The organism is Nocardia terrae (genome assembly GCF_009760405.1).
In the GTDB taxonomy this organism is placed as follows: Bacteria; Actinomycetota; Actinomycetes; order Mycobacteriales; family Mycobacteriaceae; genus Nocardia; species Nocardia terrae.
On record NZ_WRPP01000011.1, the window covers coordinates 50,279 to 73,068 of the forward strand.

The window sequence follows — 22,790 nt, forward strand, 5'->3', positions numbered from 1 at the left end:
CGCACCGGCCCGGACAGCTACCGGCTGGCCGTGGCCAACCATCACATCCTGCTCGACGGCTGGTCCATGCCGCTGCTCATGCAGGACCTGCTGGTGCTCTACGCCACGCACTCCGACACCGCGGTGCTGCCGCCGGTGCGGTCCTACCGCTACTTCCTGGAATGGGTTGCGCAGCAGGATCGTTCGGCCTCGCTCGCGGCTTGGCAGCGCTCGCTGCTCGGGGTCTCCGAGCCGACGCTGCTGACGCGTCCGGATCCGAGCCACGAGATCACCGCGCTGTCCGGGGAGTACTTCTTCGACCTGGACGAGGCCGCCACCGCGCGCCTGACCGGGCTGGCCGCCGAGCTCGGCGTCACCCCGAACACCGTGCTGCAGGTGGCGTGGGGCATCCTGCTCGGCCGCCTCACCGGCCGCGAGGACGTGCTCTTCGGCACCACGGTGTCCGGCCGCCCGGCGCAGCTGTCCGGCGTCGAATCCATGGTGGGTCTGTTCATCAACACCGTCCCGGTGCGGGTCGCCTTCGACCCGGCCGAGTCGGCGCGCTCGCTGCTGACCCGCACCCAGGGCGAGCAGGCCGACCTGCTCGACCACCACTACGTGGGCCTGGCCGACATCCAGTCGGCGGCGGGCATCGGCGGACTCTTCGACACCCTGGTGGTGTTCGAGTCGTATCCCGTTGACGCCGAAGGCATCCGGTCGCAGGCCGCCGATATCGACGGCATGGCCGTCACCGGCCTGGACGCCGCGGACGCCACCCACTACCCGTTGACGCTGATCGCCCAGCTCGACACCCGCCTGCGCGTCCGCGCCGGGTACCTGCGCGACCTGTTCGACGAGGACACCGTCCAAAGCATCGCGGACCGCCTGATCCGCGTGCTGACCGCCATCACCACCGAACCCGCCGCGGCCGTGGGCGATATCGAGCTGCTCGACGCCGCCGAGCGCGAGCTGGTCGTCAAGACCTGGAACGACACCGCCTTCGACGTCGAGGCCGTGCTCACCGAGAGCAAGGCCGAGGCCGCGACCCTGGTCGCCATGTTCGAGGCGCAGGTCGAGCGGACCCCCGACGCGACCGCGGTCAGCTTCGAGGGGACGAGTCTGTCCTACGGCGAGTTCGCCGAGCGGGTGCACCGCCTGTCGCGCTGGCTCGTCGAGCGCGGCGTGGGCGCGGAATCGTTCGTGGCGCTGGGTATGCGGCGCTCCATCGACCTGGTCGTCGGCATGTACGCCGTCGCCGTGGCCGGTGGCGCGTACGTGCCGCTGGATCCGGATCACCCGGCCGAGCGCATCGAGTACATCCTCGAGACCGCCGACCCGGTGACCGTGCTGACCTCCGGCGAGGATCTGCCGATCGACACCGCGCAGGTGCGCATCGACCTACTGGAGCTGACCAGCTACTCGGCGCGTCCGCTCACCGACGCGGATCGCCGTGTGCCGCTGCGGGAGTCGAACAACGCGTACGTGATCTTCACCTCGGGTTCGACAGGTCGCCCGAAGGGTGTGGCGGTGCCGCACTCGGCCATCGTCAACCGTCTGGTGTGGATGCAGGCCGCCTACGGCCTGACCTCCGAAGACGTTGTGCTGCAGAAGACCCCGGCCACCTTCGACGTGTCGGTGTGGGAGTTCTTCTGGCCGCTGCAGATCGGCGCGACGCTGGTCGTGGCCAAGCCCGAAGGCCACCGCGATCCGGCTTACCTCGCGGAACTCATTGCCCGCGAAGGCGTCACGGTCACCCACTTCGTGCCGTCCATGCTGGCGGTGTTCGTGGCCGAGGAAGCCGCCGCGCGCTGCACCAGCCTGCGCATGGTCTTCGCCTCCGGTGAGGCGCTCGCGCCCAAACCCGCGCACAAGCTGCGCGAGCTGACCGGGGCCGAGCTGCACAACCTGTACGGCCCGACCGAGGCCGCGGTCGACGTCACCTACCACCAGGTGGTGGATGCCGACGTCGACACCGTCCCGATCGGCCGCCCGGTGTTCAACACCGAGGTGTACGTGCTGGATTCGCGTCTGCGGCCCGCCCCGGTGGGTGTCGCGGGTGAGCTGTACCTGGCGGGCGATCAGCTCGCCACCGGGTACGTGGCGCGCCCCGACCTCACCTCGGACCGCTTCGTGGCCAACCCGTTCGCCGACGGCGAGCGCATGTACCGCACCGGCGACCTGGTCAGCTGGAACGCCGACGGCGAGATCGAGTACATCGGCCGCACCGACTTCCAGGTGAAGCTGCGCGGTCTGCGCATCGAGCTCGGTGAGATCGAATCCGCGCTCACCGCACTGGATTCCATCGCACAGTCGGTGGTCGTGGTCCGCAACGACCCGCACGCCGGTGATCAGCTGGTCGGCTACGTCATCCCCGCGGCGGGCTACGGCGTCGACGTCGACGCCGTGCGCGCGCAGCTCGGCGAGACCCTCGCCGCGTACATGGTGCCGTCGATCCTGATGGTGCTCGACGAGTTCCCGCTCAACGCCTCCGGCAAGCTGGACCGCAAGGCGCTGCCCGCGCCGGTGTTCGAGGCCGCGGTGTTCCGCGCGCCCGTCACGCCGGTCGAGCAGATCGTGGCCGGTGTGTTCGCCGAGATCCTCGGCCTGGAGCGGGTCGGCCTGGACGACGACTTCTTCGCCCTCGGCGGCAACTCGCTCATCGCCACCCGGGTGGCGGCGCGCCTGTCGGCCGCGCTGGAGACCCAGCTGGGTGTCCGCGAGATCTTCGAGGCGTCGACGGTGGCCGCGCTGGCCGCCAAGGCCGAAACCCATTCCGGCGCGGGCGGTCGCGCACCGCTGGTCGCGCAGCAGCGTCCGGAGCGGCTGCCGCTGTCGCTGGCGCAGCAGCGCATGTGGTTTCTCAACCGGTTCGATCCCGAATCGGCCGTGGACAACATCCCGGCGGCCGTGCGCCTGTCGGGTCTGGTGGACCGCCAGGCCCTGCAGATCGCGGTGGCCGACGTGCTGGCGCGGCACGAGTCGCTGCGTACCCGCTTCCCCGAGGTCAACGGGCAGGCGTTCCAGGAGATCGTCCCGACCGGTCAGGTCATTCCGGATCTGACCCCGGTCGAGGTCACCGAAGCCCAGCTGCCGCAGGCGCTTTCGGAGCTGGTGCTGACCGGCTTCGACGTCACCGTCGACGTGCCGTTCCGCGCGCGCCTGTTCGAGATCAGCCCCACCGAGCACGTGCTCGCGTTGGTGGTGCACCACATCTCGGCTGACGGCTTCTCCATGGGCCCGCTCACCCGGGATGTCATGACCGCCTACGGCGCTCGCGTCGAGGGCGGCGAACCGGGCTGGCGTCCGCTGGAGGTCCAGTACGCCGACTACGCGCTGTGGCAGCGTGAGGTGCTCGGCGACGAGCGCGACGCCGAATCGGTGATCTCCCAGCAGATCTCGTACTGGCGCGACTCGCTGGCCGGGCTGCCCGACCAGCTGGAGCTGCCCACCGATCGGCCGCGTCCGGCGGTCGCCTCGGGTCGCGGCGCGACGCACACCTTCACGATCGATGCCGAAACCCACGCCAAGCTGACCGAACTCGCCCGCACGCGGGGCGCGACGCTGTTCATGGTCATGCACTCGGCGCTGGCCGTGCTGCTCTCGCGCCTGTCGGGTGAGCAGGACATCGCCATCGGCACGCCGGTCGCCGGTCGTGGCGAACGGGCCCTCGACGACCTCATCGGCATGTTCGTCAACACCCTGGTGCTGCGCACCGAGGTCGACGGCGGCCGCGGGTTCGGTGAGCTGCTGGACGCGGTGCGCGGCACCGACATTCAGGCGTTCGGTCATGCCGACCTGCCGTTCGAGCGTCTGGTGGAGATCCTCAACCCGGCCCGCTCGCAGGCGCGGCACCCGCTGTTCCAGGTCATGCTGTCGTTCCAGAACACCGGCATCACCGAACTGGAACTGCCCGGCCTGACCGTGAGCGCGGTCGATCTGCCGATCGACACCGCCAAGTTCGACCTGCAACTGGTGCTGACCGAGCAGGCGGCCGCCGCCACCGACAACGGACACACGGCGACCCCGGCGGGCATCACCGCCGAACTGATCTACGCCACCGACCTTTTCGACGCCGCCACCATGGCCGTCTTCGGCGAGCGCTTCTCCCGCCTGCTGGCGGCGGTCGCGGCCCGGCCGGAGCTGCCCGTCGGCGATATCGACCTGCTCGAAACCGCCGAGCGCAACCTGGTGCGATTCGCGTGGAGCCGCAATGCCGGATCGGTGAGCGGGCTGCTCGCCGACCGGACCGGCGCGGAGTTCGGTGAGGACGCCGCCCTCGGCTGGGTGGATGTTCCGGAGCAGGAGCTCGCCGACGCGCTGCGGCTGCCTTCCGGCGACCTCGCGAACACCCTGCTCACGCAGTTCGAGGCGCAGGCGGTGCGGACGCCCGAGGCGATCGCGCTGAGCTTCGAGGGGACGAGTCTGTCCTACGGCGAGTTCGCCGACCGGGTGCACAAGCTGGCCCGCCACCTGATCGCGTCGGGTGTCGGCCCGGACACGCTGGTGGCGTTGGGTATTCGCCGCTCGGCGGACCTGGTCGTCGCCATGTACGCGGTGCTGGCCGCCGGTGGTGCGTATGTGCCGCTGGATCTGGATCAGCCCGCCGAGCGCATCGACTACGTGCTCGAGACCGCGCAGCCGGTGGCCGTGCTGACCACCGAGCGCGACGGGTTCACCTACGACAACGCGCCGGTGCTGGTCATCGACGCGCTCGAGCTCGCGGATTACTCCGCGGCTGTCGTGACGGACGCGGATCGGGTTGCGCCGCTGCGGTCGTCGCACGCCGCGTACGTCATCTTCACGTCCGGTTCCACCGGTCGCCCCAAGGGTGTCGCGGTGCCGCATTCGGCGGCGGTCAACCAGATCGCTTGGATCACTTCCGAATACGCGTTGTCGGCCGATGATGTGGTGTTGCTGAAGACTCCGCAGACCTTCGACGTGTCGGTGTGGGAGTTGTTCGGTCCGCTGGCCGTGGGTGGCCGCATGGTCATCGCGACCCCGGATGGACATCGGGATCCGCAGTATCTGGCGGAAGTCATTGCGGCCGAGGGCGTCACGATCACCTCGTTCGTGCCGTCGATGCTGTCGGTGTTCGCGGGCAGCGTCGCGGCCGAACAGCTGACCTCGCTGCGGGCGCTGCTCGTCGCCGGTGAGGCGTTCACCTCCGATGTGGTGCGCGCGGTCCGTCGCGTCAGCTCTGCCGAGCTGCACAACCTCTACGGTCCGACCGAGTTCACCGTCCACGCCACCTACGCGCCGGTCTCCGACGACGTGCAAGGCGCGGTGCCGATCGGTCGCCCGGTGTGGAATGCCCAGGCGTACGTGCTGGATTCGCGTCTGCACCCGGTCGCCCCGGGTGTGGCGGGTGAGCTCTACCTCGCGGGTGATCAGTTGGCGCGTGGCTACGTGGGCCGCCCTGACCTGACCGCGGATCGCTTCGTGGCCAGTCCGTTCGGTACGGGTGAGCGGATGTATCGCACCGGTGACCTGGTGCGTTGGAACGCTGACGGTTCGATCACTTACCTGGGTCGTACCGACTTCCAGGTCAAGTTGCGTGGTTTGCGTATCGAGCTGGGTGAGATCGAATCCGCGCTCACCTCCCACGATTCCGTGGCGCAGGCGGTCGTGGTGATGAACTCCGACCCGCGTACCGGTGATCGCCTCGTCGGTTATGTGGTGCCCGCGGCCGGTGCCGTCGACCTCGCGGCCCTGCGCGAGCACCTGGCGGCCCAGCTGCCGTCCTACATGGTCCCGTCGGCGCTGGTGTCGCTGGATGTCATGCCGCTCAACGCCAATGGCAAGCTCGATCGCCGGGCGCTGCCCGAGCCGGAGTTCGAGGCGCGCGAGTTCCGCGCCCCCGAGACCCCGGCCGAGCAGTCCGTGGCGGCGGTGTTCGCCGAGGTGCTCGGCACCGACGCGGTCATCGGCCTGGACGACGACTTCTTCGAGCTGGGCGGCAACTCGCTCATCGCCACCCAGGTGGTCGCCCGCCTGGGCGCGGCCCTGGACACCCGCATTCCGGTGCGCGCGCTGTTCGATGCCCCGACCGTGGCCGGACTGGCCGCGCGCCTGGAGACCGAGGCCCGCACCGGTCGCCGTCCCGCCCTGGTGGCGGGCGAGCGGCCCGACGAGATCCCGCTGTCGCTGGCTCAGCAGCGCATGTGGTTCCTCAACCGCTTCGACACCGCCTCGGCCGTCAACAACATCCCCCTCGCGGTCCGCCTGACCGGCGAGCTGGACGTGGACGCGCTGCTGGCCGCGGTCGGCGACGTGCTCGAGCGTCACGAGGTGCTGCGCACTGTCTACCCGGAGAACGCGGAAGGCCGTGGCGTGCAGGTCATCCTGCCCGCCGACCAGGTGCGCCTGGACTCGGCCGCCAACGCCGGAATCCACGGCGGCGGACTCGGACTCGCCCCGGTCGAGGTGGCCGAGACCGAGTTGCGCGACCGCATCGCCGAGCTGGTGCTCACCGGTTTCGACGTGACCGCCGCGCCGCCGGTGCGCGCCGGACTGTTCCGGGTCTCCGACGTCGACGAACCCACCTACGTCCTGGTGTTCGTGGTCCACCACATTTCTGGTGACGGCTGGTCGGTGCGCCCGCTGGCCCGCGACGTGATGGTCGCCTACGCCTCGCGCGCCAATGGCGATGCGCCGCAGTGGGCTCCGCTGCCGGTGCAGTACGCCGACTTCGCGCTGTGGCAGCGCGAGACCCTCGGCGACGAGGACGACGCCGACTCGCTGATCGCCCAGCAGGTCTCCTACTGGAGCGAGGAGCTGGCCGGGCTGCCCGACCAGATCGACCTGCCCTCGGATCGCCCGCGCCCGGCCGTCGCCTCGAACGCCGGTGGGGTGCACGAGTTCTCGATCGACGGCGAACTGCTGGCCGGACTCAACGCCCTGGCCCGCGAGCACGGCGCGTCGCTGTTCATGGTCGTGCACGCGGCCTTCGCGGCGCTGCTGGCGCGGCTGTCCGGCGGCGACGACATCGCCATCGGCACCGCGGTCGCCGGCCGTGGTGAGCAGGAGATCGACGACGCCATCGGCATGTTCGTCAACACCCTGGTGCTGCGCACCGGCGTCGACTCGGGCGAACAGTTCACCGAGCTGCTGGCCCGCACCAAGAACATCGACCTGGCCGCCTTCGGCCACGCCGACCTGCCCTTCGAGCGGCTGGTGGAGATCCTCAACCCGGCCCGCTCGCAGGCGCGGCACCCGCTGTTCCAGGTGATGCTGTCGTTCCAGAACACCGGCACCGCGAGCTTCGCGCTGCCGAACCTGGAAGTGGCGGGCGTGCCGCTGGACGTGGTCACCGCCAAGTTCGATCTGCACCTCAACCTCACCGAGCACGCGGACGGCGACGGCATGACCGCCGAATTCGCCTACGCCACCGACATGTTCGACGTGGCCACCGTCGCGGGCTTCGGCGAGCGCCTGGTGCGCCTGCTCACGGCCGTGGTCGCCGAGCCGACCGCGCTGGTCGGCGATATCGAACTGCTGGACGCCGGCGAGCGCCGCCAGGTGCTGCGGGGCTGGAACGCCACCGAGTACGACGTGAAGCGCGTCGCGCTGGGCGGCAAGAAGATCGACGCCGAGGTCACCCTCGCGTCGATGTTCGAGACCCAGCTGAAGCAGACCCCGGACCTCACCGCGCTGGTGTTCGAAGGCGAGACGCTGTCCTACGCCGAGTTCGCCTCGCGCGTGCACAAGCTGGCCCGCCACCTCATCGCCGAGGGCGTCGGACCGGATTCCTATGTGGCCCTGGGCATGCGCCGCTCCTTCGAGCTGCTGGTCGGCATGTACGCGGTCACGGTCGCCGGTGGCGCGTACGTGCCGCTGGACCCCGACCACCCGGCCGAGCGCAACCAGTACGTGCTCGACACCGCGCGGCCGGTGTGCGTGCTCAGCACCGCTCGCGACGGGTTCGAAACCAGCACGCGCACACTGCTGATCGACGAGCTGGACCTGTCGGGCTACTCCGATGCCCCGGTCACAGACGCTGACCGGGTCGCCCCGCTGCGTGGCGACAACATCGCGTACGTGATCTTCACGTCGGGTTCGACCGGTCGTCCGAAGGGTGTGGCGGTCAGCCACAGCTCGATCGTCAACCGTCTGGTGTGGATGCAGACCGAGTACGGCCTGTTCGACGACGATGTGGTGCTGCAGAAGACTCCCGCCACCTTCGACGTGTCGGTGTGGGAGTTCTTCTGGCCCTTGCAGATCGGCGCGTCGCTGGTCATTGCCAAGCCGGACGGTCATCGTGATCCGGCGTATCTGGCCGAGCTGATCATCGAGACCGGTGTCACCACCGCGCACTTCGTGCCGTCGATGATGTCGGTGTTCGTGGCCGAGGAGAAGGCCGCCGACTGCGTTTCGCTGCAGCAGGTGTTCGCCTCCGGTGAGGCGTTGCCCGCGCCGACCGCGCAGAAGCTGCGCGAGCTGACCGGGGCGCGCCTGCACAACCTGTACGGCCCCACCGAGGCCGCGGTCGACGTCACCTACCACGAGGTGGACGACGCCGACACGCTGTCGGTGCCGATCGGTGCGCCGGTGTTCAACACCCGTGTCTACGTGCTGGATTCGCGCCTGCACCCGGTCGCGCCGGGTGTCGCGGGTGAGCTGTACCTGTCGGGCGTCCAGCTGGCGCGCGGCTATGTCGCCCGGCCGGACCTGACCGCCGATCGCTTCGTCGCGGACCCGTTCCATGACGGCGAGCGCATGTACCGCACCGGTGACCTGGTGAAGTGGACCGGCCGCGGGGAGATCGAATACCTGGGCCGCACCGACTTCCAGGTCAAGCTGCGTGGTCTGCGCATCGAGCTCGGCGAGATCGAGTCCGCGCTGACGGCGATCGAGTCGATCGCCCAGTCGGTGGTCGTGGTCCGCAGCGACGAACGCCTCGGCGAGCAGCTGGTCGGCTATGTCATCCCGACCGCGGGTCACACCGTCGACCTCGACGCCGTGCGCGCCGAGCTGACCGACGGACTGCCCGGCTACATGGTCCCGACCGCCTTCGTGGTGCTGGACGCCTTCCCGCTCAATGCCTCCGGCAAGCTGGACCGCAAGCAGCTGCCCGCGCCGGTGTTCGAGGCCAAGGTCTTCCGCGCCCCCTCGACCCCGATCGAGGAGATCGTGGCGGGCACCTTCTCCGACGTCCTCGGCGTCGGACGGGTCGGCCTCGACGACGACTTCTTCGAACTCGGCGGCAACTCGCTGATCGCCACCCAGGTCACCGCCCGCCTCGGCGCGGCCCTGGACACCCAGCTCGCGGTCCGCGATCTGTTCGAAGCCTCCACGGTCGCGGCGCTGGCCGCACGCGTGGAGCGCAATGCCGGTTCCGGCCGGCGGCCGAGCCTGGTCGCCGGTGAGCGGCCCGCGCACCTGCCGCTGTCCCCGGCCCAGCAGCGCTACTGGTTCCTCAACCAGTTCGACACCAGCACATCGGCGGTCGACAACATTCCGCTCGCGGTCCGCTTCACCGGCGCGCTGGACCTGTACGCCATGAAGCAGGCCATCGCCGACGTGATCGCGCGTCACGAGGTGCTGCGCACGGTCTACCCGCGCACCGCCGAGGGACCGCACCAGGTGGTGCTGCCCGCCTCGCAGACCGACCTGACGCTGGTGCCCGAAGAGGTGACCGAGGGCGAACTGCTCGGCAAGATCATCGAATTCGCCATGACCACCTTCGACGTCACCGTCGAGGTTCCTTTGGCGGTCAAGATGTTCCGCATCACCGACAGTGCTGTATCCACTGACGGCTCCGCCGTCGCCACCCAGCACGTGCTGGCCTTCACCGTTCACCACGTCTCCGCCGACGGCTCCTCCATGGGCCCGATGGCGCGCGACATCATGGCCGCCTACGTGTCCCGGGTGAACGGCGAAGCGCCGCAGTGGACCCCGCTGCCGGTGCAGTACGCCGACTACGCGCTCTGGCAGCGCGAGGTGCTCGGCCGCGAGGACGACGCGGAATCGCTCGCCGCCAAGCAGGTCTCGTACTGGACCCGGGCCCTGGCCGGGCTGCCGGACCAGCTGGAGCTGCCCACCGACCGGCCGCGTCCCCCGGCGCAGTCGTTCCATGGCAAGGCGCTGCGCTTCGACATCGACGCCGAGCGCCACGCCAAGCTGCACGAGCTGGCGCGGGCCAACAACGCCTCGCTGTTCATGGTCGTGCACGCCGCGCTCGCGGTGCTGCTGGCGCGGCTGTCGGGCACCGACGACATCGCGGTCGGCACCCCGATCGCCGGTCGTGGCGAGCGCGAACTCGACGATCTGATCGGTATGTTCGTGAACACCTTGGTGTTCCGCACCCAGGTCGACGGCAACGCCAGCTTCGCCGACCTGCTCTCCGAGGTCCGCGAACGCGACCTGGAGGCGTTCGCCAATGCGGACGTGCCGTTCGAGCGTCTCGTCGAGGTGATCAACCCGGTCCGCTCCACCGCGCGCAACCCGCTGTTCCAGGTCGGCCTGTCGTTCCAGAACCTGGCCGAGACCGCCTTCCAGCTGCCGGGCCTGCACGTGGCCGCGGTCGAATTCGACTCGCAGCTGGCCAAGACCGACCTGCACGTCACGCTGTACGACCGGTACACCGAGGACGGCACCCCGGCCGAGATCCTCACCGAATTCGGTTACGCCACCGACCTGTTCGACGAATCGACCATTCGGTCCTTCGCCGACCGGTTCGTGCGGGTGCTCGACGCCATCCTGGCCGACACCAGCGTCCCCGTCGGCGATCTCGACCTGCTCGACGAGGACGAGAACACCCGAATCCTGAAGCGGTGGAACAACACCGCGCAGACCGTCGACGCTGAGGCCACCCTGGTCTCGCTGCTCGACCGCGCCGTGGCCGACGACCCGAAGGCCGTGGCCATCGTCGCCGACACGGCCGACGGTGCCGAGTCGCTGACCTACGCCGAGCTCGATGCCCGCGTGAACCAGCTCGCCCGCGAGCTCATCGCGCGCGGCATCGGCGCGGAAGATCGGGTGGCGCTGGCCATTCGCCGCTCCACCGATCTGGTCGTCGCCATGTACGCGGTCGCCAAGGCCGGTGCGGCCTACGTGCCGATCGATCCGGATCAGCCCGCCGAGCGCGTGGGCTACATCCTGGAGACCTCGGCTCCCAAGGCCGTACTCACCACGGCGGCAGTCGGTTTCGAGACCGAGCTGGCCGACGTGCTGCGCATCGACGAGCTGGAGCTGTCCGGCTACTCGGCCAAGCCGGTCACCGCCGCCGAGCGGGTGCGGGAGCTGACCGCGGCGAACACCGCCTACGTCATCTTCACCTCCGGCTCCACCGGCCGCCCCAAGGGTGTGGCGCTGCCGCACGGCGCGGTCGTGAACCAGTTGCTGTGGAAGGTCACCGAATTCGGCCTCGACCCGGCCGACGCGGTGCTGCTCAAGACCGCCGCCACCTTCGACCTCTCGGTCTGGGAGTTCTGGTCCGCCGCGGCCTGCGGTGGCCGCCTGGTCATCGCCGCGCCCGACGGGCACAAGGATCCGGCGTACCTCAACGAGCTCATGGCGCGGGAATGGGTGACCACCCTGCACGTGGTGCCGTCCATGCTGGACGCGCTGCTCACCGACGGGCTGCCCGACTCGCTGTGGCGCATCCTGGCCATCGGTGAGGCGCTGCCCGGCCCGCTCGCGCAGCGGGTGCTGCGGGAGCGTCCGCGCACCGAGCTGTTCAACCTGTATGGCCCGACCGAGGCCGCGGTGTCCATCACCAACCACCGGGTCACCGAGGCCGACCAGCTGTCGGTGTCCATCGGCTCGCCCGAGTGGAACTCCCAGGTGTACGTGCTGGATTCGCGCCTGCGGCCGGTGCCCGTCGGCGTGTCCGGCGAGCTGTACCTGGCCGGTGCGCAGCTGGCGCGCGGCTACTTCGGCCGCGCGGACCTGACCGCCGACCGGTTCGTAGCGAACCCGTTCGCCGAGGACGGCGCTCGCATGTACCGCACCGGTGACCTGGTGGCCTGGGAAGAGAACGGCGAGCTCGAGTACCGGGGCCGCACCGACTTCCAGGTGAAGATCCGCGGCTTCCGCATCGAGCTCGGCGATATCGAATCGGCGCTGCTGCGAGTGGATTCGGTCGCCTCGGCCGCCGTGGTCGCGCACACCGATCCGGTGCTGGGCGATCGCCTGGTGGCCTACGTGGTCGGCACCGACGGCGATCCGGACAAGAAGGAACTGCAGTCGGCGCTGGCCGCCGAACTGCCGTCCTACATGATCCCGTCGGTCTTCATGCCGCTGAACGCGTTGCCGCTCAACGCCAACGGCAAACTCGACCGCAAGGAACTGCCCGAGCCCACCTTCGAGAAGGCGGTCTTCCGCGCACCCGTCAGCCCGATCGAGCAGATCGTGGCGGGCGTGTTCGCGGAGGTGCTGCGCGTCGAGTCCGGGCGTATCGGCCTGGACGACGACTTCTTCCAGTGGGGCGGCAACTCGCTGCTGGCCACCCAGGTCGCCGCGCGCCTCGGCGAGGCGCTCAACACCCGGGTGCCGGTGCGACTGCTGTTCGAGGCGTCCACGGTGGCGGCGCTGGCCGCGCGTGTGGAACAGGACGCGGGTGCCGGTGGCCGCAAGGCGCTGACCGCGGTGGCGCGGCCGGAGAACATTCCGCTGTCGCTGGCACAGCAGCGCATGTGGTTCCTCAACCGCTTCGACACCCAGTCCGCGGCCTACAACGTGCCGGTCGCGGTGCGCCTCTCCGGCGTGCTGGACGAGGACGCGCTGCGCGCCGCGATCGCGGATGTCGTTGCCCGCCACGAGATTCTGCGGACCATCTACCCGCAGACCGAGGACGGCGCGGTGCAGGTCATCCTGCCGCCCGCGCAGGCCGTGCCCGAGCTGACGGTGCGCACCGTCGGCGCGGACGAGGTCGTCGGCGCGGTCGTGGAGCTCACCTCCACCTCCTTCGACGTCACCGCCGAGGTGCCGCTCGAGGTGGCGCTGTTCAAGATCGAGGGCAGCGAGACCTATCAGTACGTCGAGACCGAGGCGGCCGCGCACGCGGCGGCCTACACCTTCGACTTCGCCGACATCGCCCCCACCGGCCAGTACCCGGCCGTGGATCCGAACGCCCCGGTGAGCGCGGAATACGTGCTGGCCCTGGTGATCCACCACATCTCCGGTGACGGCTCCTCGGTGGCCCCGCTGACCCGCGACCTGATGACCGCCTACGCGGCGCGCTCCATCAAGCAGAAGCCGGGCTGGACGCCGCTGGCGGTCCAGTACGCCGACTACTCCATCTGGCAGCGCGAACTGCTGGGCAGCGAGGACGACGCGGACTCGCTGGCCTCCAAGCAGGTCGCCTACTGGAAGCAGGCCCTCGCCGGGCTGCCCGATCAGCTGGACCTCCCGGCCGACCGGCCGCGTCCGGCGGTGCAGTCCTTCCACGGCGGCAAGATCGACATCCGGATCGACGCCGAACTGCACACGGGCCTGGTCGAATTGGCCCGCACCGAGGGCGCGACGCTGTTCATGGTCGTGCACACCGCGCTCGCGGTGCTGCTGTCGCGACTGTCGGGCTCCGACGACATCGCCATCGGCACCCCGATGGCCGGTCGTGGCGAGGCCGTCCTCGACGACCTGATCGGCATGTTCGTCAACACCCTGGTGTTCCGCACGCAGGTCGACGGCGGGCAGCCGTTCGCCGAACTGCTGGCGCGCCAGCGTGAAACCGACATCCAGGCGTACGCGAACGCCGACGTGCCGTTCGAGCGACTGGTCGAGGTGCTCAACCCGGCCCGCTCCACCGCGCGGCACCCGCTGTTCCAGGTGGGTCTGTCCTTCCAGAACCTGACCCGCTCCACCCTGGAACTACCGGGGCTGAGTGTGTCCGGCCTGGACGTGGACACCGAGCTGTCCCAGTTCGACCTGCACCTGATCGTCTCCGACATCTACGGCGACGACGGTGCGGCACAGGGCATCTCGGGCATCCTGACCTACGCCACCGATATCTTCGACCGCGACACCGCGGCCGAGTTCGCCGACCGGTTCACGCACCTGCTGCGTGAGATCGTGGCCGCGCCGCGCACCGCGGTCGGCGAGATCGAACTGCTGACCCCGGCCGAGCGCGCCGAGATCCTGGACGCCCGCAATGCGACCGCGCACCAGGTGGATTCGGCCGCGACGCTGGTGTCGATGCTCGATGCGACCGTGGCGGCCAAGCCGACCGCCATCGCGTTGGTCGGACCGGACGGCGAGACGGTGACCTACGCCGCGCTCGGTGCGCGGGTCAACCAGCTGGCTCGTGAGCTCATCGCGCGCGGTATCGGTGCGGAAGACCGTGTGGCCCTGGCCATGCGCCGCTCCGTGGACCTCGTGGTCGCCATGTACGCGGTCTCGGTCGCCGGTGCCGCCTACGTGCCGGTGGACCCGGATCAGCCTGCTGAGCGTGTGGGCTACATCCTGGAGACCGCCGCCCCCGCGTGCGTACTGACTACGTCGCGCGATGGTTTCGAGTGGGACCAGCCCGGGGTGCTGCGCATCGACGAGCTGGACCTGTCCGGCCGCTCGACCGCGCAGGTCACCGCTGGCGAGCGGGTGCGCGAGCTGACCGCCGCCAACACCGCGTACGTCATCTTCACCTCCGGTTCGACCGGTCGGCCGAAGGGTGTGGCGCTGCCGCACGCGGCCATCGCCAACCAGTTGCAGTGGAAGACCGCCGAATTCGGGCTGGGCGCGGATGACGCGGTGCTGCTCAAGACCGCCGCCACCTTCGACCTGTCGGTGTGGGAGTTCTGGTCGGCCGCCGTGTCCGGTGGGCGTCTGGTGATCGCGGCGGCCGACGGCCATCGTGATCCGGCGTACCTGAACGAGCTGATGGCGCGTGAGCGGGTCACCACGCTGCACGTGGTGCCGTCCATGCTCGACGCGCTGCTCACCGCTTCCGAAGGGACGCTCAACGATTCGCTGCGGCGGGTGCTGGCCATCGGCGAGGCGCTGCCCGCCTCGGTGGCGCAGCGCTTCCGCGCGGGGAACCCGCGGGCTCAGCTGTTCAACCTGTACGGCCCGACCGAGGCCGCGGTGTCCATCACCACGCACCTGGTCACCGACGCCGACTCCGGTTCGGTGTCCATCGGCGTGCCGGAATGGAACTCGCGGGTCTACGTCCTCGACGCCCGGCTGAACCCGGTGCCCGACGGCGTGTCCGGTGAGCTCTACCTCGCCGGTGCGCAGCTGGCGCGCGGATACTTCGCGCAGCCGAACCTGACCGCTGATCGCTTCGTGGCCAACCCGTTCGTTGGGGCGGGTTCGGGGGACGTCAGCGGAGCGCGCATGTACCGCACCGGTGACCTGGTGGCCTGGAACGGCGGCGAGCTGGAGTACCGGGGCCGCACCGACTTCCAGGTGAAGATCCGCGGCTTCCGTATCGAGCTCGGTGAGATCGAGGCGGCGCTGCTGGCGCTGCCGGAGATCGCGCAGACCGCGGTGCTGGCCAAGCAGGATGCCAAGACCGGTGACCGGCTGGTCGCCTACCTGGTGCCGTCCGGCTCGGGTGTGGATGTGCCGCTGGTGAAGTCGGCGCTGTCGGCGGCGTTGCCGTCCTACATGGTGCCGTCGGCGTTCGTGGTGCTGGATGCACTGCCGCTCAACGTGAACGGCAAGCTGGACCGGAAGGCGTTGCCGGAGCCCGAGTTCGAGACCACGGCGTTCCGCGCGCCGTCCACCCCGATCGAGGAGATCGTGGCGGGCGTCATCGCGGAGGTGCTCGGCATCTCCGGCACGGAGAATGGCGCTGTGCGCGTGGGCGCGGATGACGACTTCTTCGCTCTCGGCGGCAACTCGCTGCTCGCCACCCAGGTCGCCGCGCGCATCGGCGCGGCCCTGGACGCGCGGGTCCCGGTGCGCGCTGTGTTCGAGGCGTCGACCGTCGCGGGTCTGGCCGCCAAGGTCGAGCAGCACGCCGGTGCGGGAGATCGCAAGGCGCTCACCGCCGCTCCGCGTCCGGACAGCGTGCCGCTGTCGCTGGCACAGCAGCGCATGTGGTTCCTCAACCAGTTCGACACCGCCTCGGCCGCGTACAACGTGCCCGTCGCGGTGCGCCTGACCGGTGCGCTGGATGTGGAGGCGCTGCAGTCGGCGGTCGCCGATGTGATCGGCCGCCACGAGACGCTGCACACCGTCTACCCGCAGGTCAACGGTGCGGCCTCGCAGGTGATCGTGCCTGTGGCCCAGGCGGTTCCGGATCTGACGCCGGTCGTGGTGTCGGCCGAGACGGTGACCGAGCGCATCGCCGCGGTCATCGGTACCGGATTCGACGTCACCACCGAGGTTCCGGTGCACGCCAAGCTGTTCCGTGTGGAGGGCACCGATGAGGTCGAGCACGTGCTCGTCTTCGTCACCCACCACATCGCGGCAGACGGCTGGTCCATGGGCCCGCTCACTCGCGACGTCATGGTGGCCTACGCCGCCCGCGCCGCCGGTGTCGCGCCCGGCTGGGCCCCGCTGCCCGTGCAGTACGCGGACTTCTCGATCTGGCAGCGCGAGGTGCTCGGTGCCGAGGACGACGCGACGAGTCTGATTGCCTCGCAGGCCGACTTCTGGCGGACCACGCTGGCGGATCTGCCCGACGAGCTGAACCTGCCCTCGGATCGCCCGCGCCCCAATGCGCAGTCCTTCCGCGGCGGCCGGGTGCTGTTCCCGATCGGCAAGGACCTGCACCGCGGGCTGCAGCAGATCGCGCGCACCAACAACGCGACCATGTTCATGGTCGTGCACACCGCGCTCGCGGTGTTCCTGGCGCGCCTGTCCGGCACCACCGACATCGCCATCGGCGCGCCCATCGCGGGCCGTGGTGAGGCCGAGCTGGACAACCTGATCGGCATGTTCGTCAACACCCTGGTGCTGCGCACCGAGGTGAACGGCGGCGAGAGTTTCACCGAGCTGCTGGCCAAGGCCAAGGACGGCGACCTGGCGGCGTTCGCGCACGCGGACATTCCGTTCGAGCGGCTCGTCGAGCTGCTCAACCCGGAGCGGTCCACCGCGCGGCATCCGCTGTTCCAGGTGGCGCTGTCGTTCGAGAACCTGCCCGACAGCTCCTTCGAGCTGCCGGCGCTGCGGGTCGCGGCGGTCGAGTTCGAGAACGAGGTCGCCAAGTTCGACCTGCAGCTCACGCTGACCGAGGCTCCGGCCGATGGGGACGCGGGCATGTACGCCGAATTCGGTTATGCCCGTGACCTGTTCGACCAGTCCACGGTGGAGGGCTTCGCGGACCGGTTCCTGCGACTGCTCGGCGAGATCGTCGCCGCGCCGCGCACCGCGGTCGGTGACCTGTCCATCCTGTCCACCGACGAGCGCGCCGACCTGATCACCCGCACGGGCGGTCCGGCCATCGCGCCGCGCACGCTGCCCGAACTGCTGGCCGACGCCGTCGCCAACAACCCGGTCGGCGAGGCGGTCGTCTTCGAGGGCCAGGGCCTGGGCTACGCCGAACTCGACGCGGCCTCCTCGCGCCTGGCGCGCGTGCTCATGGAGCGCGGCGCGGGTCCGGAAACCCGTGTCGCCATTGCCATCCGGCGTTCGTTCGAATCGGTGCTGGCCATCTGGGCGGTCGCCAAGACGGGCGCGGCCTTCGTGCCGGTCGACCCGTCCTACCCGGGTGACCGCATCGCGCACATGGTCAACGACTCGGGCGCGGTGCTCGGCCTCACGGTCGACGCCGAGCTCGAGGGGCTGCCGCCGGTCAAGAGCCTGGCGGGCTGGATCTCGCTCGACGATCCGATGGTGCAGGCCGAAATCGCCTCGCACTCCGCCGAACCCGTCACCGACGCCGAGCGGTGGGGAGTAGTCCGGCCGGAGCACGTCGCGTACGTGATCTACACCTCCGGCACCACCGGTGTGCCGAAGGGCGTCGTGGTCACCCACGCCGGTCTGGCCAACTTCGCGGTCGAACAGGTCGTGCGGTACGGGCTGGACTCCGGTTCGCGGACACTGCATTTCGCCTCGCCGTCGTTCGACGCGTCGATCCTGGAGTTCCTGCTCGCCGTCGGCGCCGGCGGCACCATGGTGGTCGTCGCGCCGGGCGTCTTCGGTGGCGCGGAGCTGTCGGAGCTGATGCAGCGCGAGCGGGTCACGCACGCGTTCATCACACCCGCGGCGCTGTCGACCTTCGATCCCAAGGGCCTGGACTCGCTGCGAGTGCTCGTCGCCGGTGGTGAGGCGGTGTCGCCGGATGTGGTCGCCAAGTGGGCGATTCCGATTCCGGACGGGACGCTGAAGGACGGCGCGACCCGCGCGTTCCACAATGCCTACGGCCCGACCGAAGCGACCGTCGCCACGAACATCAGCGGTGCGCTGCTGCCGGGCGAGCCGGTCACCATCGGCGGCCCGATCCGCGGCATGCGGGCCATGGTGCTGGACGCGCGCCTGCGTCCGGTGCCGGTCGGCGTCGCGGGTGAGCTGTACGTGTCCGGCATCCAGCTGGCGCGCGGCTACCACGAGCGTCCCAGCCTGACGGCCGATCGCTTCGTGGCCAACCCGTATGTCGCGGGCGAGCGCATGTACCGGACCGGTGACGTCGTGCGGTGGACCGCCGACGGCGCGGTGGAGTACGTGGGCCGCAACGACTTCCAGGTCAAGGTGCGCGGTTTCCGCATCGAGCTGGGCGAGATCGACGCGGCGCTGGTCTCCCACGACTCCGTCGACTTCGCGGTCACCGTGGGGCACAAGACCGCGGCGGGCGCGACCGTGCTGGCGGCCTACGTGCTGCCGGTGGCGGGCCGGACCATCGACATCGCGGCGCTCACCGAGCATGTCGCGGGACGACTGCCGGAATACATGGTGCCGACGGCCATTACGGTCCTCGACGCCATTCCGCTGACCCCCGCGGGCAAGCTCGACCGCCGGGCGCTGCCCGAGCCGGTGTTCACCGCGCGCGACTTCCGCGCTCCGGTCACCGAAATGGAATCCGCCATCGCGGAGGTGTTCGCGGAGCTGCTCGGGGCCGAGCAGGTCGGCGCGGACGACTCGTTCTTCGCGCTCGGCGGTGACTCGATCCTGTCGATCCAGCTGGTCTCGCAGGCCAAGGCGCGCGGCATCGTGTTCTCGCCGCGCGACGTGTTCGACAAGCGGACCCCGGCGGGGTTGGCCGAGGTCGCGACCCTGCGTGGTGACACCGAGCAGGTGAAGCTGGAAGAGCTGCCGGGCGGCGGTGTCGGCGACATTCCGCTGACGCCGATCATGCACGCGACCCTGTCGAGTGGTGCGTCGTTCCAGCGGTTCTCGCAGTCCATGCCGCTGCGGCTGCCGGACGGCATCACGCGCGACGTGCTGGTCGGTGCCATCTCGGCGCTGTTCGATCACCACGATGTGCTGCGGTCGCGACTGCGCGGGAACGCCGCGGAGGGCTTCGAATACGAGGCGCTGCCGCGGGGTGCCGTCGATGTCGACGCGCTCGTGCACCGGGTCGAGCTGGCCGGGGACGTCTCCGACGAGGAGCTGACGCGGGTCGGCAGCATCGAATTCGATGCCGCGCTGGGCCGACTGGATCCGGCGAATGCCGCCATGGTGCAGTTCGTGTGGTTCGCCTTCGCCCCCGAGGGTTCCGACGAGGCGCGCGTCCGTCGCGATGTGCTGCTCATCGTCGCGCACCACATGGTGGTCGACGGCGTGTCCTGGCGCATCCTGATTCCGGACCTGGGCCTGGCCTGGTCGCAGGTGGCGTTCGAGCAGCCGATCGCGCTGCCCGAGACCGGCACCTCCATGCGGCGCTGGGCGCACGCCCTGGTCGAGGAGTCGCGCAGCGAGGCGCGGATCGCGGAACTGCCGTTCTGGCAGCGGGTTACCGAGACTCCGGATCCGCTGCTCGGGTCGCGGGCCTTCGATCCGAAGATCGACACGTTCTCCACGCTGGAGCGCATCGAGGTCAGTGTTCCGGCCGCGGTCACCGACGCCGTGCTCACCGCGGTGCCGGGTCTGTTCCGGGGCGGCGTGAACGACGGCCTGCTCTCGGCGCTGGCTCTCGCGGTCGCGCGCTGGCGCGGACAGACCGCGGGCGGCTCGGCGCTGATCAAGCTCGAGGGCCACGGTCGCGAAGAGGAAATCGTTGCGGGCGCTGATCTTTCGCGCACGGTCGGCTGGTTCACCGCGGCCTTCCCGGTGCGGCTGGACCTGCCCGGCGTGGACCTGGACGAGGCGTTCGCGGGCGGAAACGCCCTGGGCGAGGTCGTGAAATCGGTCAAGGAGCAGCTGCTGGCACTGCCCGACAAGGGTCTGGGCTGGGGTCTGCTGCGCTACCTCAACAGCGAAACCGGTTCGCAGTTGCGGGATGTCGGCCAGATCAGCTTCAACTACCTGGGCCGCATGTCGGCAGGCGAGGTGCCCGAGGGCATGGCCGAGCTGGGCTGGGTGCCGGTCGACGACCTGGGTCGCCTCGACGGCGACATGGACGCCGACATGCCCGCCAACGCCACCCTCGACATCAACGCCATCGTCACCGACGGAGAGGACGGCCCGCAGCTGGGCGCGGCCTTCTCCTTCCCGCGCGGGCTGCTCGAGACCGAACGGGTCCAGGAATTCGCGGACCTGTTCGTGGCGGCGCTGACCGCGCTGGCCGAACACGCCAAGCGTCCCGACGCCGGTGGCTTCACGCCGTCGGACCTGGCGCTGGTCAAGGTCGGCCAGTCCGACATCGAGGTGTGGGAGAAGCAGTATCCGGCGCTGTCGGATGTGTGGCCGCTCTCGCCGCTGCAGTCGGGTCTGCTGTTCCACGCGATGCTCACCCAGAACACGGTGGACGTCTACACCATTCAGACCGTGCTCGACCTGAGCGGTGTGGTGGACATCGACCGGCTGAAGGTGGCCGCCCAAGCCATCCTGGACCGGTACCCGAGCCTGCGGACCGCGTTCGTCACCGACTCCGACGGTCAGGCCCACCAGGTGGTGCTGGACCGGGTCGAGGTGCCGTTCCAGGTCGTCGACCTCACCGATCTGCCCGAGGCCGAACGCAATCCGCGCATGCGGGAGCTCATCGACGCCGACCGGGCCGCGCACTTCGACCTGTCCGCGCCGCCGCTCATGCGGTTCAACGTGTTCCGGATCAGTGACGAGCTGGTGCACCTGGTCATCACCACCCACCACATCCTGGTGGACGGCTGGTCGATGCCGCTGCTCATGCAGGACCTGCTGGTGCTGTACGCGGTGCGCGGGGACCAGTCGGTGCTGCCGCGGGTGCCCTCGTTCCGGAACTACCTGGCCTGGCTGGCCGGACGGAACCGGGAAGAGTCCCTGGAAGTGTGGAAGCGCGCGCTGGCCGGGGTCAGCGAGCCCACCGCGCTCGCGCCCGCCCCGACCCGGGCCGAGAACTACGAAATCGGCCGCCACACTTTGGAAATCGACGCCGACCGCACCCGCGCGCTCACCAAGCGCGCCGGGGAACTCAACGTCACGCTGAACACGCTGATCCAGACCTCCTGGGCGGTGCTGATCGGACGCCTCACCGGGCGCAGCGACGTGGTGTTCGGCGCGACCGTGTCCGGCCGCCCCGGCGACCTGCCGGGCGTGGAATCCATGGTGGGTCTGTTCATCAACACGGTGCCGGTGCGCATCCGCGTCGATGACCGGTTGACCATCGCGGGCCTGCTGCAGCGGGTCCAGAGCGATCAGGCCGAGCTGCTCGAGCACCACCACATCGGATTGCCCGAGATTCAGCGGTTGGCCGGCGCCGGAGCGGAATTCGACACCATGATGGCGTTCGAGTCCTACCCGGTCGACAAGGACGCCATCGCCGAGGCCAGCTCCATCGACGGCATGTCGGTCAGCGGTGTGGGCATCAACGACGACACCCACTACCCGATGTCGCTCGTGATCATGGCCGGCGAGGCCATCGACATCTCGATGCGCTACCTCGGCAGCCGCTTCACCGCCGACGAGGTCGCCACCCTGGCCGCCCGCCTCGACCGCATCCTGGACGCCCTGCTGGGCGACCCGGAGGGTCTGGTCGGCGACATCGACATCCTCGATGCCGCCGAACGCGCCCGCATCCTCGCCGAAAGCTCCGTCGCCCCGGCGGATTCGGCCGTGGACGCGGCCCGCGTCGGCACCGCCACCCTCGCCAAGGTGCTCGCCGAGGTCGTCGAGGAGGACCCGCAGGCCCCCGCCCTGCTGTCCGACGGCCAGGAAATCGCGTACCACGTCCTGGACCGCCGCAGCTCCCAGCTGGCACGCCTGCTCATCGACCGCGGCGCGGGCCCCGGCGACATCGTCGCCGTCGCCCTCCCGCACACGGTCGACGCCGTCGTGGCGGTCTGGGCCATCCACAAGGCGGGCGCCGCCGTCCTGTTCGCCGACGGCCTGTCCTTCGGCGACATCCTGGCCGCCGGAACGACTTTCGGCATCGCCCAGGAACCGGCCGCCAGCTCGGTGCGCTGGCTCGTGCCCTCGGACCCGAAGGTCCAGGCAGACTTGGCATCCCGCCCCGCCCACCCGGTCTCCTACACCGACCGAGTCCGCCCCCTCTCCGAATCCGACCCCGCCTTCATCTACCGCGAAGCCGACTCCTGGGCCACCCTCACCCAGTCCGAGGCCCTCGACCGCGCAGCAACCCTGCGCACCGAGTACGACCTCGACTACGAGTCGACGACCTACACCACCGCCTCCACCGGCACCCCCGCCATCAACGAGTTCCTGGCCTCCGCCACCGCCGGCGCCCTCTCGGTCCTCCCAACCGCAGACATCGCCGCGGACCTGGAAGACGGCGAGGTAACCCACTGGTTCACCGTGGCGGGCGACCCCACCGACGAAGCGGGCGAGGACATCCGCACCATCACGAGCTAGCCCCGGCTCGCCGGTGGCGAACAACCGTTCGTCACCGGCGG

The 22,790-nt window shown here is 70.0% G+C and carries 1 protein-coding gene (cut by a window edge); it reads left to right on the plus strand.

The annotated features are described in order from the left end of the window. Positions 1-22,749, plus strand: partial view of a non-ribosomal peptide synthase/polyketide synthase gene (locus tag GPX89_RS37240; RefSeq protein ID WP_235948995.1) — the 3' portion only. The gene continues 21,489 nt to the left of window position 1, outside the view; only the last 22,749 of its 44,238 coding nucleotides appear in the window; the start codon falls outside the window, past its left edge; it ends in the stop codon at positions 22,747-22,749. Positions 22,750-22,790 lie beyond the last annotated feature (41 nt).